Origin of the sequence: Actinoplanes regularis (genome assembly GCF_900188005.1) — a bacterium.
GTDB classification, from domain to species: Bacteria; Actinomycetota; Actinomycetes; order Mycobacteriales; family Micromonosporaceae; genus Actinoplanes; species Actinoplanes regularis.
Genome location: NZ_FZNR01000008.1, coordinates 21,832 through 36,397 on the forward strand (window position 1 = coordinate 21,832; position 14,566 = coordinate 36,397).

Below are 14,566 nucleotides of genomic sequence, written 5' to 3' on the forward strand. Positions count from 1 at the left end.
CTCATGCGGAACGCTCCCGGCGCAGGGTGACCGCGACATCGGCGAACTCGTGCGGGATCGGGGCCTGCGGTTTGTGCACGGTGACCTCGGCGGCGGACACCCGCGGGTCGGCCAGGCAGACGTCGAGCAGCCGGTCGGCGAGGCGTTCCAGCAGATTGACCGGCTCACCGGTGAGGACTTCCACCAGGGCGGTCGCCAGTTCGCCATAGTGCACGGTGTCGGCCACGTCGTCGGTCGCGGCGGCCCGGCCCAGGTCGAGGTCGAGGTCGAGGCGGACGTCGACGACGAAGTCCTGGCCCTGCTCACGCTCGAAGTCGTAGACGCCGTGCCGGCCGCGGGCGCGCAGCCCGGTCAGCGTGATCTGTCCGGTCACCCCGGTTCCCCCTGTCTCACTCGTTGCCAGGTCAGCTCGGCCTCCGGGCCTGGAATGGGGCGGACCCGGGTCGTACCTCTAGCTGTTCTGGGTCTTTTTCAATCGCGGCGACCCGGTGGCGCGCCAGACCGCGAGGGCGTCCGCGGTCTCGCGGACCTGATGGACCCGGATCCCCCAGGCGCCGGACGCGGCCGCCAGCAGTGAGGTGGCCAGGGTGGCCGCCTCGCGACCGGGCACCGGGCGCGGCGTCCCGTCCGGTTCCGCCAGCAGTCTTCCCAGGTAGGTCTTGCGGCTGGCGGCGAAGAGGACCGGGAAGCCGAGATCGATCAGGACGTCGAGGTGCGCGCTGAGCGCCCAGTTGTGTTCCGGATTCTTGGCGAAGCCGAGACCCGGGTCGAGGATGATGCGGCCGGGGTCGACCCCGGCCGCGATCGCGGCGTCCGCCCGGGCCCGCAGTTCGTCGCGGACCTCGGCGACCACGTCCTGATAGACGGCCAGCCGCTGCATGTCGCGGGAGTGTCCGCGCCAGTGCATCAGAACCCACGGGCAGCCGGCCGCCGCGGCGACCGTCGCCATGGCCGGATCGGCCAACCCGCCGGAGACGTCGTTGATCACCACAGCGCCGGCGGCCAGGGCGGCCTCGGCGACCGCGGCGCGGCTCGTGTCGATGCTCAGCGGGACGCCGGCGGCGGCAAGACCTTCGATGACGGGTACGACCCGAGCCGCCTCCGTGGCGGCGTCGACACGCTCCGCGCCGGGGCGGGTCGACTCACCTCCGACATCGACGATGTCCGCGCCCGCACGGAACAGGGAAATGCCATGTTGAACGGCGGCTTCGAGGTCGGTGAAACGGCCACCGTCGGAGAACGAGTCCGGCGTGACGTTCAGGACGCCCATCACGACCGGGTGATCCCGATGCAGCAGTTCAGCGCCGGTGACCTGGGCATCTGTCGGCGGAGTGAGCACCCGCCGAGAGTACGGGGCCAGGGTGTTTCGAACAGGTGTACGATGCCATCGTGACGCTCATTCATCCATTCCTTCACCATGGGTAACGAAACGGACGCTTGTTGCTCGCAAGTACGAGCCGTACTCTTCGGATCTGGGCATCATGAAGTGACCGAAGAGAGCAGACGAGCATGGCAGTGCCCGAATGGCTCACTCGACGTGGTGAGCTACAGGCAGCACGATATGGGCGTTGCCGAACGGCTTTACAACTGCAGCGTGTCCGCACCCCCCATACCGGACACGGGGAGGTTTACCGATGATTGCCACCGAGCTCGCCGGTCACGTCGCGACGGCGCTCCAGAGCAGCGTGCTCGCAGCACCCGCGGAGACTCCCGGCATCAACACGTCGGGCATCGTCTCTTTCTTCGCGAAGAACATCGCACCGATCCTGCTGGCGGCACTCGGCGTGATCTTCATCGGCCGGGCCAGTCGCGGCGAGGTCTCCAAAGTGCTCACCAGCTCGGCGATCGCCATCGTGGGCCTGGCCTTCATCGCCGGCGCGGCAACCCTCTTCTTCGTCGGCGACTACCTGATCAAGTTGATCTTCAACTGAGATGCGGCTCCGGACCGACGACGACATCTACCGGGCTCGCCTGGTCTACCTAGGCCCGCCCGGGTACACACTGCCGATCCACCTGCCATATGCGCAGTACGGCATGTTCGTGGTGTTGGTACCCCTCTTCATGGTCCTCCACTACCTGATCACGCTCGACTTCGATGCGTTCCCGGCCTGGGAGATCGCCCTGGCCATGGTGACGACGTCGTACGTGTTCCGGCACGTCGACCCGGATCGGCCGGCCCGGGTCGTCATCCGCACCGCGCTCACCGACTGGCGCCGCACCCGCGAGTCCGCGGTGGAGCGTCGCGATCCCAGACTTGTCGCCACTCGCATCCGGGTTCGGGAGGAGTTGGTATGACCGGTTCGGCCATCCTCGGCGGTGTTCTCGCATGACCACGACCCCTCCACCGCACGGGCGCCCCCGCGCGGGCGCTTCCGCCCCGGGCAGGCAAAGTAACGGTGTGCGCTCGGACAATTACTCCTCGCCCGATTCGCTGGAAGGAGCCGAGGAACTGGTCGTCGCTCCCGGACACGGCGGCGTCGGCGTATTCCAGGCGCCGGGCGCGGTCCGGTCACCGGGCGCCCCGATCGACACCACCATGGACATCGACTCCCCGTTCCTCGATCTGTTCGGCGGCGCCGGCGGCCCCCTGCCCACCCGTCCGAGTGATCCTCCGACGAAACCGGATACGGCCAACGGCCATCGCACCAACGGGTCCGGCCCGGCGCCCCTGCCGGTCGCCGTCGACCCGCCCGCTTCGAACGGCTGGCAGGGCACGTCCCTCACCCGGGCTCCGGCCCCCGCCCAGCCCTTCACCGCCGAGCCCTTCACCCCGTGCCGAAGCCCGACTTCCAGCCGGATCCCGGCACCGACGAACCCGACGACTGGTCCGACTTCGACGAGTGGCCGCCACAGCCCGCCCCGGTTCCGCCGGCCCGGCAGAAGGCGCCGGCACCCGGCCTGCTGCCCGCCCCGGCCGCCGCACCGCTGCCGGTTCCCGTGCCGGAGAAGGCGCCGGCCAAGCGCACGGAGAAGGCTCCCGCCCGGCGCGAGCCCAAGCAGGCCCGCCGCAAGGAGCCGAAGGCCGCGGCACTGCGCCCGCACAAGCTCAAGTTCAACGACCGCGATCCCGCCATCGAGCTGGCGATCAGCGAGATCGCCGGGCACCTGACGTTCACCCAGAGCACCGTGACCGCGTGGTACTCGCTGCCCGAGGTGCGCTGGGCGTTCCGTCCCGACGCGGAGCGCGAGGCGCTGCTCAGCGCGATCTCCGAGCAGTACGCCGGCCTGGCCGGGTTCCGGTTGCACCTGCGGCGCACCACCCGGCCGTTCCCGGCCGACGAGTGGGCTCGCACGGTCGACTCGTTCACCACCAAGCCGCTGCCTGACGTGCACGGCGCGACGTCCTGGTCGGACCATCTCGTCGCGGCGCAGCGACACCTGCTCTCGGTGAACCACGCGGAGGGGCAGACCTACCTCGGCGTCACCTTCGCCCGGCGTTCGCTCGGCGACACCTTCTCCGAGCGGATCCTGCGCGCCTTCGGCCGCGGCACCTCGGAGAACGAACGGCGCAAGCTCGGCCGTACGGTCGAACAGTTCGACGAGGTGCTGAACGCGTTCGGGATGCGCGGCCGGCGGGTCACCCCGCAGGAGCTGGAGTGGCTGCTGTTCCGTTCGGTGGCGCTCGGCATGGCCCCGCCCGGGCTGCTGTCGCCGGTCTCCAACGGCCACTGGGAGACCGGGGACCTGCTCGCCCTCACCGAGCAGGTGGAGCGCTACCGGACGCCGTACGGTTCCACGGTCAAGCTGGTCAATCGGATGACCGGCGAGGAACGCCACGTCGCGGTCCTCTCGGTCGGCCGGATGGAGCCGCTGGAGATCCCGGAGAAGCATGAGCCGTGGATGCACTTCCACGAGCGACTGCCCTGGCCGATGGAGCTCTCCTCCCGGCTCGACATCCTCGGCTCGAACAGCTCTTTCAAGAACCTCGAACACCGGCTCCGGATGATCCGGTCGCAGCAGCTCGACTACGCCGAGCACGGCATCGACGCCCCGCCGGAACTGGAGCGTCTGGCCAAACGCGCACTGGTGATCGGCGACGAGATGACCACCGGCCTGCCCACCGACTCGGCCCGGGCACACGGCTGGCACCGGATCGCGGTCAGCGGCGCCAACCGCGAGGAGTGCCTGGAACGCGCTCGCCGGCTCATTCAGCTCTACTCCCGCGAGCTGCGGATCTCCCTGCAACACCCGAAGAACCAGGACCAACTGGCCCGCGAGTTCATCCCGGGCGAGCCGATCGCCAACACCGGATACGTCCGCCGGATGCCGGTCAAACTGCTGGCAGCGGCGCTCCCACAGGCTGCTTCCACGGTCGGCGACCGGCGTGGCGACCTGATCGGCCGGACCGCCGGCACCTGCCGACGCCCGGTCTTCCTCGACCTGCACTTCCCGATGGAGGTGCGGGAGCGCTCCGGGCTCGGCGTCTTCGTCGCCGAGCCGGGTGGTGGTAAGTCGACGCTGATGGGCGCGCTCGGCTACCTCAACGCCCGCCGTGGCGTACAGGTAACCCTGCTCGACCCGTCCGGGCCGCTCGCCCGCCTGTGCCAGATGCCGGAGCTGCGGCCGTACAGCCGCGTTCTGAACCTGACCGGCTCCGAGCAGGGCACCCTCGCTCCGTACTCGCTGATCCCGACCCCGATCCGCTCCGAGTTCCCGACCGGCCCCACCGGCGACCGGGAGTACGAGATCGCGATCTCCAACGCCCGGGCCGAACGCCGCATGCTGGTCCAGGACATCTGCTCGATGCTGGTTCCCCCACAGGTCGCCAAGGAGGCCTCGACCGCGACCCTGCTCCGGCACGCGGTGCGGCAGGTCCCGGCCGAGGAAACCTCCACCCTCGACGACGTGGTCACCACCCTGCAGGGACTCGGCGACGACGAGGGCCGGGAACTGGCCAACCTGCTGCTCGACACCGCGGAGATGCCGCTCGCCCTGCTCTTCTTCGGCCGCCCGCCGGAACACCTCCTCGGCGCCGACGCCGCACTCACCGTGATCACCATGGCCGGCCTGCGCCTTCCCGACCTAAAAATCGAACGGGAATACTGGTCCGCCGAGGAGTCGCTGGCCCTGCCGATGCTGCACACCGCTCACCGCCTCGCGGTCCGGCGCTGCTACGGCGGCTCGATGTCCTCCCGCAAGATGGTCGGCCTCGACGAGGCCCACTTCATGGAAGGCTGGCGCTCCGGCCGCTCCTTCCTCGTCCGGCTCGCCCGCGACTCCCGGAAATGGAACCTGGCCGCGCTCGTCGCCTCGCAGAACCCCCGCGACATCCTCGGCCTGGACGTCCAGAACCTGGTCTCCACAGTCTTCGTCGGCCGGATCGCCGAAGACCAGGAGATCGCCTCCGAGGCGCTCCGTTTGCTGCGAGTCCCGGTCCACGACGGTTACGAGGCCACGCTGGCCAGCCTCTCCCAGGTCGACACGGCGTCGCAGCACCGCCTGGGCTTCCGCGAATTCGTCATGCGGGACGTGGACGGGAGGGTCCAGAAGGTCCGCGTCGACGTCTCATACGTCGAGGGCTTGCTGGAGCACCTGGACACCACACCCGGAGTCGCACCGCCGACGGTGGTGCCCCTCCCGTCCGACCTGGAGGTTTGAGATGGTGCGGCGGGGGTTGGCGCTGTTCTCAGTCCTGGTCATGACAGTGGTGGCATCCGTCGCCTGGGCTGTAGCAACCCCAGCCAGCGCATACGCAGCGCCTACTAAAGCGCCAGGTGGCGCCTGCAGCGTAGAAGAATGGCGTAACGGCATTGACGAGTGCCTTGACCGACTTAAGAAGTCTGTTGGAGACAAGGCGAAATGCGAAAATGCACCAACCCCCAGCACACCCGATTCGGGATTGGCTGGGTGGTTCGCGGAGCGGCCAGCACAATCAATCGAGACCGGCCGAACTGGCATCTATACCCAATATGGGTATGCTGGGTATAATTTTCCAAGCTATGACCAGGGTGGTGGATGCGCAGCTCCGATCACCGAAGTTGATTCGCGAGCCGAGTCGACCATCGCAAACGGCGAATTTATGGTTGCGACAGCAATTATTGGAGCATCGAACGCGCTTCGCGAGCGCGCTTGGGATCCGAAATCCCTGTGGGGTTGGGCCGACAGCCTTGTCGAACAAGCAACCAAGGACGTTTACGAAAAAGTATTCCACGTCTTCGGCGCAATCACTCTCGCAATAATCGGTCTATACCTAATCTGGCGCTCCCGGCAGGCCGACATGGGCGCGGCAACAACCACTGTTGGCTGGGCCATCCTCATCATGGTTGCCGTTACAGCGATCGCCGCATGGCCCGTTCGGTCGGCGAATATAGCAGATCAAAGTCTTGTGACATCACTAGACGTTGTTCACAATGCGCTCGACCCAAAGAAGCAAAGCGATGTGGAGCAGAACTGCAAGCTTGGCGACCCAAAGGCATGCATCGATAACCGACCGCCTGCCGTACGCGCAAGCGATACCGTAACCGAAACCATGCTCTATCGAAACTGGCTACGAGGCATCCTTGGATCGGCAGATAGCGAGACTGCTCAAAAGTATGGCGCCGCTCTTTATCGGGCGCATTCTTTCCAATGGGATGACGTTGAGGACATTCGAAATAATCCCACGACCCGAGATGCAAGGATCGAACTAAAGAAGGCTGAATGGCGGGCACTTTCAGCCCAGATCAAGACCGAGGATCCTGAAGCCTACGAATACCTTCAGGGAACCAACGGCATGGAGCGCATCGGATCGGGATTCATCGCCGCACTTGCCGCATTAATGTTCGCCATGTTCGACATTACGGCCTCGGTTTTGGTCCTGCTGGGTTTTTTGGTTTTTCGCTGGGCTGTGATAGTTGCGCCTATTCTCGGGACAATCGGACTTCTAAGACCTGCAAGTGCAGGAATTCGTCGCCTCGGAAACGCGGTCGTAGCGGCAGTGTTCAACATTGCCATCTTTGGAACAGGAGCCGCCATCTACCTGTTCGCCGTCGACCTAATCATGAATACGGAAACACTCCCCGGATGGCTGCAAGTAGTTCTGGTCTGGCTGTGCGGCGTAGTTGGCTGGCTGCTACTTCGGCCATATCGCCGAATCACTCAACTCGGTGGAAAAGACAGCGCCGCCGAGATTGCCTCGGGGGGCTCTTGGCATCGTCGGTTCTTCCGCGACATGCGCGAGGCCGCCAAGCTTGAAATCTCGGACGGCGAAAGTACTCGGGAGCCTGCTCTCGGCAAGGGTGGTCGAACGGTCTTCGCGGAGCCGCGAAACGTGCGACCCGAGGCCCGGCTGGAAGACCCGGCGCACTCAGCTACGGCCCTTAGCGAGCCAGGCCGCACTGGCTTCCAAGAAGGCTCGAGACTTCCGGCACCAAACCGCCCAGACGGCAATGAGTCGACCCAGCAGGGAAGAGCCACGGCCGAATCGACTGGCAATGCCACCAATGGCACCAGTCGCTCTGCCCAGAACCGGTCGCGGACCCGGCATACCGACTGGACCGATCCGGACGTGGCCGAACAGCCGACCTCGTACACGATCTACCGGCCGGCTACCGGATCCACCACTCAGGAGCCGGTCACCCCGCGGATGCGTTCCGAGGCAAGGTGATTGCATGTCGGGGATATTCGCGCGTGGACTTAACGCTCTTTTCCGTTCGAGGTGGGGCGTTGCCCTGGTTCTAGTTGCCCTCGTGCTGATCATCGTCGGCGTCGGACGGCTCTTATCAGACGGGAAGTCCGAGTCAAACCCGATCGGGCTGGGCTCTCCCGCGCCTGCAATCAGCATCGACCCGTCCGAGGATGACAGCGTCGTCTTTTCAGACCCGCCACCCACACCGAAAACCAGTCCAGGCGGAGCCCAGCCAGAGCAGGTAGCTTACGCCTTCGCCTCCGCCTGGGTGAGCCACACAGGTGTTACCTCGAAGAAGTGGCTGGACCGTCTGCTACCAAACGCCACCACCGACCTCGCCGACCAACTTCGCGGAGTCGACCCTGATGGTGTTCCAGCAGACCGTGTGATAGGACGGCCCGCTCTCGACGTGGTCAACGAGACACAGGTCAACGCAATCGTCACCATGAACTCCGGCAAACTCGGCCTCCGACTGGTCTCACCGGAAGGCCATTGGCTGGTCGACGGCATCGACTGGGAAGGGGCATGACCCTCCGGCGGCCACGAAGGGCCGTCTTTCTTGTCGCTCTGGCTACCGCTCTCGCCCTACTGTGCTGCGGCGGAAGCCTCACCGTACTACTTCTTGGTGAACTCACCAACGACGGCGATCAGGCTAATCTGACCGCTACTGGGTTCGAATGCGGGCAGGGTGGGCCAATCGATGCGAACGCTAAACTGCCGAAGGCTCGGCAGTATGGCGCGCAACAGATCCGCAACGCAGCCATCATCATCAACGTCGGCGCGAGGCTTAGGCTACCGCCTCGCGCTTGGGTGATCGCCGTGGCGACGGCAATGCAGGAATCCGGGCTTTCCAACCTCGGCAACCTAGGCGCCCGTAACGACCACGACTCCCTCGGCTTATTCCAGCAACGCCCGAGCTCCGGATGGGGAAAGCCGGCGGAAATCCAGAACCCGGAGTATGCCGCCACAAAGTTCTACGAGAAGCTCAAGACAATTCAGGGCTGGGAGAGCATGTCTCTAACCCGGGCGGCGCAGGCGGTCCAGATCAGTGCTTACCCGGATGCATACGCCAAACACGAACCAGCCGCCACCCAGATCGTCAATATGCTCGCTCACGGTGCAGCGAACGCCGTTGGCAACTCGCTCTCAATGTCGTGCGCAGGAGCTGGGCAAGTCGCCGCCTCCGGCTGGACCATCCCGGTGAAGGCAGACGTAGGCTCCGGCTTCCGAAGCCCAGAACGGCCTAACCACCAAGGCGTCGACCTGATCGCCTCGAGATACACACCAATCGTCGCAGCCGCGAGCGGCATCGTATCCGTAGTGAAGTGTGATGAAGACTTCAAGGGACGGAAGACCTGCAACGTCGACGGATACCCCGGCAAGGGCGGCTGTGGCTGGATGGTAGAGATTCACCATGCAGGAAATGTAATGACCCGTTACTGTCACATGGTGCAGCCACCCTTTGTCAAGGTGAACCAGAAGGTAACCGCCGGCCAGGTCATCGGCCGGGTAGGTACAAGTGGAAACTCTTCCGGTCCACATCTGCACTTCGAGGTCCACTATAACTACGATCGGTCAAGTGTCGGGGCAACCAATCCCGTGACATTCATGCAAAAGCAAGGCGCACCCCTAGGAAATGCCGGATGATGGACGATCCCATTTCAGATCCATTTATCGGCCAGAACTATTGGAAGCTGGATCCGCCTCGTCCGGTCATAGCGATTCCAGCAACCATGACCGACAGCCTGCGTGGCCGTCGGGTACTCATTGGACTTCCCGGCATCGGCTGGCGCAGTGATCTGCGAGCAGACGAAAAGACAATCAAGGGAAGTCGAACGTATGTTCCTATTATGTCAGAGTCAGAGTGGTATCGGTCTGAATCGGAAAAGATAGAGGTATTCGCTGCGCTAGTCCCGATCGACCGAGTCTGGGTGGAAGATCTAGGTATCGCCAGCCCGTCCAACTTAATCCAAGAAGCACAACCACACCTCGTATCGCTCGACGCTCCGCCGCGACGCCTTCCAACATTGGCCGAACGAGCAATTTCTTTAATGGGACGGCGCGCGATCAGACTCCTCGAGGACGGCGTCGAGCAGCGCGATCTGCGCGTGGCGACAGAGCTTTACACCGGCGAAGACGGCAATATTTGCGCACGAGTGGCTAAGGAACTTGAATGGTATAACTGGTCTTGGAGCGGCCACGTTCCCCAAACATTAGAGGTTCACGCAAAGCTCCTCTGGATTGAATAAGTCATGAATTTGGGCTAGCGGAACAAACGCGCCAGTCACCATCATTCAATAGATCGAATTTCCATGGAGCAGACGTTCTTTCCGAGCCATCCGAAACCGTACGAACAATATCAACAGTCGCAGCCGCATGGTCACCCGAGATTTGAACGTTCAAGTTCCTCCAGGTTACCACAACCTCGATTGAGTACTTCTTCTCAGCTGCCTCAATCTCCCTCCTGAAGAGGCTTAGCTCGCCGAGGTCGCTCTTATCTTTGCAAATATACAGCGCGGCATCTTGGTCATTTCGGTGAGTCATATATGCGCTCAGGAAATTTACCATGACAACGCTTGGGTCCGACCTTTTTACTTTTGTCGCATTGTCGTATAGGGCGACGATTACTCCAAAGCTACCTAAACAGAGCAGTGCTACAACCCCCGCACTCAGGGCCAGCCATAGGCGGGCCCTGGGGCTACCGCCACGCTTTCGGGATGTAGCCAGGGTCGCGACGGACCGAGCAGGCGACGGGTTGGCCAAGCTCGGAGACTGGGTCGGACCAGGGGTCTGTGGCGAGATGGGGTTGGCCGATGGGGCCTGCGAGCCCATCGGCGCTCCCGATGGCGTGGGTCCGACTCCGGATTTCGGCTCGCGCGGCTGCATACATACGACACTAATTCGTCATCGTCGTCTCATCACAACAGGACGAGCATCAAAGCACAGCACGGAAGGCAACCTGGGCAACGCCTCAGTCGGCCAACGCAGCCGCCACTTGGGCCACCACGTCAGATGGCCGACCCGGGTGTTCCACCTGGCGAATCATGGCGCTGGCGGGCCTGGACAGTTGAACGACTCGAAGCGGTCGAACTGCGAACGACCGAGCCGTGTGCTCGTCGCCGACGATCGTCAGCTCCAGGTGACTCCTGATAGGACTCGCCTGGCGGGCATCATAGGAGCGACCACCACGGATGCCACGAAACCCCACCGGGACCGCATTGCGTAGCCCCCCGCCCGTCTGGGATAGGTTTTATGCGCGCGACAGGAGGTGACAGCAGTGGCGGATTCGGCTCTGCGGGTCCGGCAGGCTGCTGCTTTGCACCGGCAAGCGGTGGCGACAGTGGACGCGGCCTCCGCCGCCCTAGGTGCGTTCGCGCCGAACGCAGCCGACCCCAGAGAGCAGCATCGTCTGGCCGGGCAGCTACGGGCAGCCGCCGCACAGGTCGCCCCGGGCTGGCTCGGAGCGCCGTTGGACGCCCTGACGCGGATGGCGCCGCTCGGCGGTGGACAGACTCCACAGTTCGTCCGCATCGGAGTCGGCCAGCCGCTCGATGACGTCCGCTTCCCGGCCGTCGTACCGCTGCTCGGGGTAGGCCATCTCACCATCGATGCCAGCGCCACCGATCCACGAGTCTTCGGGCTGATCAGGTCTTTGATGCTGCGTTTGTTCGCGGCCGCGCCGGCCGGCTCGCTGCTGGTGCGCACGGTGGACGGGGTGGGTGGCGGCGCGGTCTTCCAGCCGTTCGAGGAGCTGGCCGATGCCGGGCTGATGTCTCCACCGGCCACCGACCGGCAGGGCCTGCGGGATGTGCTCGCCGAGGCGGAGAAGTGGCTGCGCCCGGTCCGAGGCACCGCACGGCGGATCCGGCGGGATCGGATGCTGCTGGTGGTGATCGCCAGCCTGCCCGAGATGACCGAGGGCGAGGAGCTACGCCGGATCGCCGCGCTGGCGCAGCAGGGACCGGATTCCGGCCTGCATCTGATCGTGGCCGGCTGGCCGCCCCCGCCGCTCACCGCGGAGACCACTCAGGCCCCGCTGCCGCGTACCACCGCGATCTCGGTGCGTAATCCGTTCGCGGTGGTCGGCGACCCGCCCGGTGGGGCCTTCGGGTCGACGGCGGAGGCGCCGTGGCTGAACGCGCCGGTCTTCCTCGACGAGGAGCCACCACCGCATCTGGTCGACGCGGTCTGCCAGGAGCTCGCCGCGCACAGCGCGGAGGCTTCCCGGGTGACCCTCACAGATCTGCTGCCCGAGCCGACCGAGGAGCTGTGGTCGGCGGACGCGGCCGGTGGGGTGGAGACGGTTGTCGGGCATCACGGCGATGTGCCGCTGGTGCTGCGGTTCAACGATCTGACTCCGCATTGGATGGTCGGCGGCCGGTCCGGCGGCGGCAAGACCGCTTTCCTGATCAACGTGCTGTACGGGCTGGGCACCCGCTACTCCCCCGATGAGCTGGCCCTCTACCTGCTCGACTTCAAGGAGGGCGTCTCCTTCGCCGAGTTCGTCCCCACCCAGCGGGACCGGACCTGGCTGCCGCACGCGCGCGCGGTCGGTGTCGAGTCCGACCGGGAGTACGGCTTGGCCGTCCTGCGCGAGCTGGACGCCGAGATGGGCCGCCGGTCGATGGCGTACAAGCGGGCCGGGGTGTCGCGCTTCGCCGACTTGCGGGCGGTCGCCGCGGAGGAGGGCCGGGGAAGTCCACTGCCTCGGGTTCTGTGCGTGATCGACGAGTTCCAGGTGCTGCTGGCCGGCAACGACCCGACGGCCGCCGAGGCGGTGGGGCTGCTCGAGTCGCTGGCCCGCAAGGGCCGGTCGTACGGCATCCATCTGGTCCTGGCCAGTCAGACCGTGCTCGGGGTCGAGGCGTTGTACGCCAAGCGCGATTCGATCTTCGGCCAGTTCCCGGTGCGAATAGCGTTGCCGGGCGGTGGTGATGTGCTGGAGCCGACCAATGATTCGGCGGCCGGCCTGCCGCTGGGCAGCGCGGTGGTGAACACGGCCGGCGGCCTGGGCGGCCCGCGAGGTGCCACCCGGGGCCACGAACGGGTGGTTCGTTTCCCCGATCCGCACGCCGATCAGGGGCTGCTGAGCGAGCTGCGGCACAAGCTGTGGGGCGCCCGGGACCCGGAGTCGATCCCGCCACGGATCTTCGCGGGGTACGCGCACCAGCATCTCGCCGACGACCCCACCTATCGGGCCGCGCTGGCCGGCCGCGCCGGCCGGCCGACCGCGCTGGTCGGCCGGATGATCGACGTGAGCCTGTCGACCGCCGCGTTCCCGTTGGACTCGTCGCCGGGCCGGCACCTGGCGATCCTGGGCTCGCAGGCGGCCGGTGCCGAGGTCCTGGACGCGGTGGCGCGCAGCGTGGCGGCCTGTCACGCGCCGCGGACCGCCCGGTTCGTGATCTCGTCCCTGGTCGCGGAGGGGGACGCGCTGGCCGAGGCGCTTGCGGCGGAGATCGCCCACCGGCAGGACGTGGTCGTGGTGGACGCGGCGGGGCTCGCCGCGGAGCTCGGTTCCGGGGAGCCGGGCTACCGGGTGGTGTTCGGGATGGACGCCGCGCCGCAGGGCGGCCTGGTCGGCCTGCGACAGCTGCTGCGTGAGGGGCCGAGCCGGGGCGCGCATCTGCTCTCCTGGTGGCGCGGGGTGCGCCGGTTCGGTGAGGAGACCGGCGGCAGCGTGGGCCGGGAGGACGTGGCCGGGCTGCTGTTCCTGAACGTTCCGCAGTCGGAGGTGTCGTTGATGCTGGGCCGTCCGGTGGACTGGCAGCCGCGGCCGAACCGGGCGCTGCTGCACGACCGGCACACCGATCGCACATCCACCGTGGTCCCGTTCGTGCAGCCGGAGGGCGACAACCCATGACGGACCAGGAGCAGGCGGAGCAGAGCGGCGTCGTGCCGGCGCAGGCGGCCGCCCCGGACGACGGTCCCTGGGCGGCCTACCTGACGGCTGCCCGGGAGCTCGACAGGGTGCGCAGGGCGGCCAGCACGGTGGCCGGGGAGCAGGCGACGACGATCGGCGCCGCGCAGCAGGAGCTTGCTTCGGTGCGGGCCCGGCTCGCCCCGCAACGAGCACGGCTGGTGCGCGATTTCGGCGTACCGGAGCTGGATCTGATGCCGTTGGAGGGTGAGCGGGCCGCCGCTCTCGCGGCGATGACCGGCGGTCCGGCCGCCATCCTGGCCGCGCTGCGGCAGGCCCGGCGCACCGCGGACGCCGCGGATCATGCTTTCATCGGCCCGCTTCCGGCCGGTTCCGGCCGCCCCTGGGCGCGGAACCTTCTGGTGTACGGCCCGTTCGCGGCCGCGGTGCTGTTCGTGCAGATCATTCTCTACCTGGTGGCGCCGAGCGGCTCGCTGCCCACCTACACGCTGCTGTGCGGGCTCAGCATGCCGCTGCTGGCGTTCGGGCTCGGGTGGGGCACCATCGGCTTCGTCTGGGGCGCTGACGGCGAGCAGGGCGGGGTGAAGGCGGACCGGACACCGGTGCTGGGCATCGTCACCTGCCTCATCCCGGTGCTGCTCACCTGCATGGGTGTCGGCCTGCAGCAGCTGCTGAGCTGAGTCACGAGAGGACCTGGGCATGGCGAACGTCGAGGAAGTCAAAACCAACATCGCGGTGTCGGTGGCCGGGGCGGACCGGGCGATCACCGGCATCCAGGTGGTCAGCGATCAGCTCGACCAGTCGTTGGCGCTGCTGCGACTGACCTCGGTCGGCTCGTTCCATCCGGCCGCTGTGGCCGCGATCGCGCACCTGGAGCAGGCTCGCACCCGGCTCGACGAGGCGATGCAACTGACCCGCGCGGCCATGGACTCGGCCAACCAGTTCCGAAGCATGATCTGAGAACCAGACCTAGATCAAATTCAAGAAGCGGATGTCGTGCGTCCGCTGGGGTACAGATCGCCGCTCCCGCCGGGACCCCTCCGGGCTTCGCTGGCCGCTACGCGTCCAGAACGCGAAAC

The 14,566-nt window shown here is 66.2% G+C and carries 12 protein-coding genes and 1 pseudogene; 10 read left to right on the forward strand and 3 right to left on the reverse strand.

Annotated elements, in window-relative coordinates:
- Nucleotide 1: 1 nt before the first annotated feature.
- Both folB and folP read right to left on the reverse strand, forming a co-directional pair.
- Nucleotides 2-373 carry a dihydroneopterin aldolase gene (gene folB, locus CHC09_RS21555; protein WP_089294987.1) on the reverse strand — a complete coding sequence of 124 codons (372 nt, stop codon included), beginning with the start codon at nt 371-373 and terminating at the stop codon, nt 2-4.
- A 78-nt stretch (nt 374-451) separates the two neighbouring features.
- A complete protein-coding gene (gene folP / locus CHC09_RS21560) occupies nt 452-1,270 on the reverse strand; it encodes a dihydropteroate synthase (protein WP_089295248.1) in 819 nt (272 codons plus the stop codon).
- 364 nt (nt 1,271-1,634) lie between these two features.
- On the opposite strand from folP, the gene CHC09_RS21565 reads away from it, so the two are divergent.
- The 7 genes and pseudogenes from CHC09_RS21565 (at nt 1,635) to CHC09_RS21595 (ending at nt 9,855) form a co-directional block, all read left to right on the forward strand.
- The gene (locus CHC09_RS21565; RefSeq protein ID WP_089294988.1) at nt 1,635-1,931 is read left to right on the forward strand and encodes a hypothetical protein; all 297 of its coding nucleotides are present in this window, start codon (nt 1,635-1,637) and stop codon (nt 1,929-1,931) included.
- 1 nt (nt 1,932) lies between these two features.
- A complete protein-coding gene (locus CHC09_RS21570) occupies nt 1,933-2,295 on the forward strand; it encodes a hypothetical protein (RefSeq protein ID WP_089294989.1) in 363 nt (120 codons plus the stop codon).
- 31 nt (nt 2,296-2,326) lie between these two features.
- Nucleotides 2,327-5,598: pseudogene (locus CHC09_RS48870) on the forward strand (ATP-binding protein).
- Nucleotide 5,599: 1 nt separating this feature from the next.
- Entirely contained in the window at nt 5,600-7,585 is a 1,986-nt protein-coding gene (locus tag CHC09_RS21580) for a hypothetical protein (RefSeq protein WP_089294990.1), read from the forward strand.
- Nucleotides 7,586-7,667: 82 nt separating this feature from the next.
- Complete coding sequence (locus tag CHC09_RS21585; protein ID WP_239138420.1) at nt 7,668-8,135, forward strand: hypothetical protein; 468 nt, start codon at nt 7,668-7,670, stop codon at nt 8,133-8,135.
- Nucleotides 8,132-9,253 carry a M23 family metallopeptidase gene (locus CHC09_RS21590; protein ID WP_089294992.1) on the forward strand — a complete coding sequence of 374 codons (1,122 nt, stop codon included), beginning with the start codon at nt 8,132-8,134 and terminating at the stop codon, nt 9,251-9,253. The genes CHC09_RS21585 and CHC09_RS21590 overlap by 4 nt, the downstream gene beginning before the upstream one ends.
- A complete protein-coding gene (locus CHC09_RS21595; protein ID WP_089295249.1) occupies nt 9,253-9,855 on the forward strand; it encodes a hypothetical protein in 603 nt (200 codons plus the stop codon). Before CHC09_RS21590 ends, CHC09_RS21595 begins: the two co-directional genes overlap by 1 nt.
- A gap of 1 nt (nt 9,856) precedes the next feature.
- Here CHC09_RS21595 and CHC09_RS49025 read toward each other — a convergent pair whose 3' ends face one another.
- Entirely contained in the window at nt 9,857-10,492 is a 636-nt protein-coding gene (locus CHC09_RS49025) for an Rv0361 family membrane protein (RefSeq protein ID WP_483398206.1), read from the reverse strand.
- Between the two features lie 382 nt (nt 10,493-10,874).
- Between CHC09_RS49025 and CHC09_RS21600 the strand changes: the two genes are divergently transcribed.
- Genes CHC09_RS21600 through CHC09_RS21610 form a run of 3 tightly spaced genes read left to right on the forward strand, consistent with a single transcriptional unit; the run spans nt 10,875 to nt 14,447 of the window.
- Entirely contained in the window at nt 10,875-13,469 is a 2,595-nt protein-coding gene (locus tag CHC09_RS21600) for an FtsK/SpoIIIE domain-containing protein (RefSeq protein WP_089294993.1), read from the forward strand.
- Complete coding sequence (locus tag CHC09_RS21605; RefSeq protein ID WP_089294994.1) at nt 13,466-14,167, forward strand: hypothetical protein; 702 nt, start codon at nt 13,466-13,468, stop codon at nt 14,165-14,167. The genes CHC09_RS21600 and CHC09_RS21605 overlap by 4 nt, the downstream gene beginning before the upstream one ends.
- Before the next feature lie 19 nt (nt 14,168-14,186).
- Nucleotides 14,187-14,447: a hypothetical protein gene (locus CHC09_RS21610; protein WP_089294995.1), complete on the forward strand. Its 261-nt coding sequence runs from the start codon at nt 14,187-14,189 to the stop codon at nt 14,445-14,447.
- Nucleotides 14,448-14,566: the final 119 nt, after the last annotated feature.

Coding starts and splice junctions, on each gene's coding strand:
- CHC09_RS21565 (WP_089294988.1), top strand. CDS start 1,635: ATGATTGCCACCGAGCTCGCCGGTCACGTCGCGACGGCGCTCCAGAGC.
- CHC09_RS21595 (WP_089295249.1), top strand. CDS start 9,253: ATGGACGATCCCATTTCAGATCCATTTATCGGCCAGAACTATTGGAAG.
- CHC09_RS21610 (WP_089294995.1), top strand. CDS start 14,187: ATGGCGAACGTCGAGGAAGTCAAAACCAACATCGCGGTGTCGGTGGCC.
- CHC09_RS21570 (WP_089294989.1), top strand. CDS start 1,933: ATGCGGCTCCGGACCGACGACGACATCTACCGGGCTCGCCTGGTCTAC.
- CHC09_RS21605 (WP_089294994.1), top strand. CDS start 13,466: ATGACGGACCAGGAGCAGGCGGAGCAGAGCGGCGTCGTGCCGGCGCAG.
- CHC09_RS49025 (WP_483398206.1), bottom strand. CDS start 10,492: ATGCAGCCGCGCGAGCCGAAATCCGGAGTCGGACCCACGCCATCGGGA.
- CHC09_RS21580 (WP_089294990.1), top strand. CDS start 5,600: ATGGTGCGGCGGGGGTTGGCGCTGTTCTCAGTCCTGGTCATGACAGTG.
- folP (WP_089295248.1), bottom strand. CDS start 1,270: ATGGGCGTCCTGAACGTCACGCCGGACTCGTTCTCCGACGGTGGCCGT.
- CHC09_RS21590 (WP_089294992.1), top strand. CDS start 8,132: ATGACCCTCCGGCGGCCACGAAGGGCCGTCTTTCTTGTCGCTCTGGCT.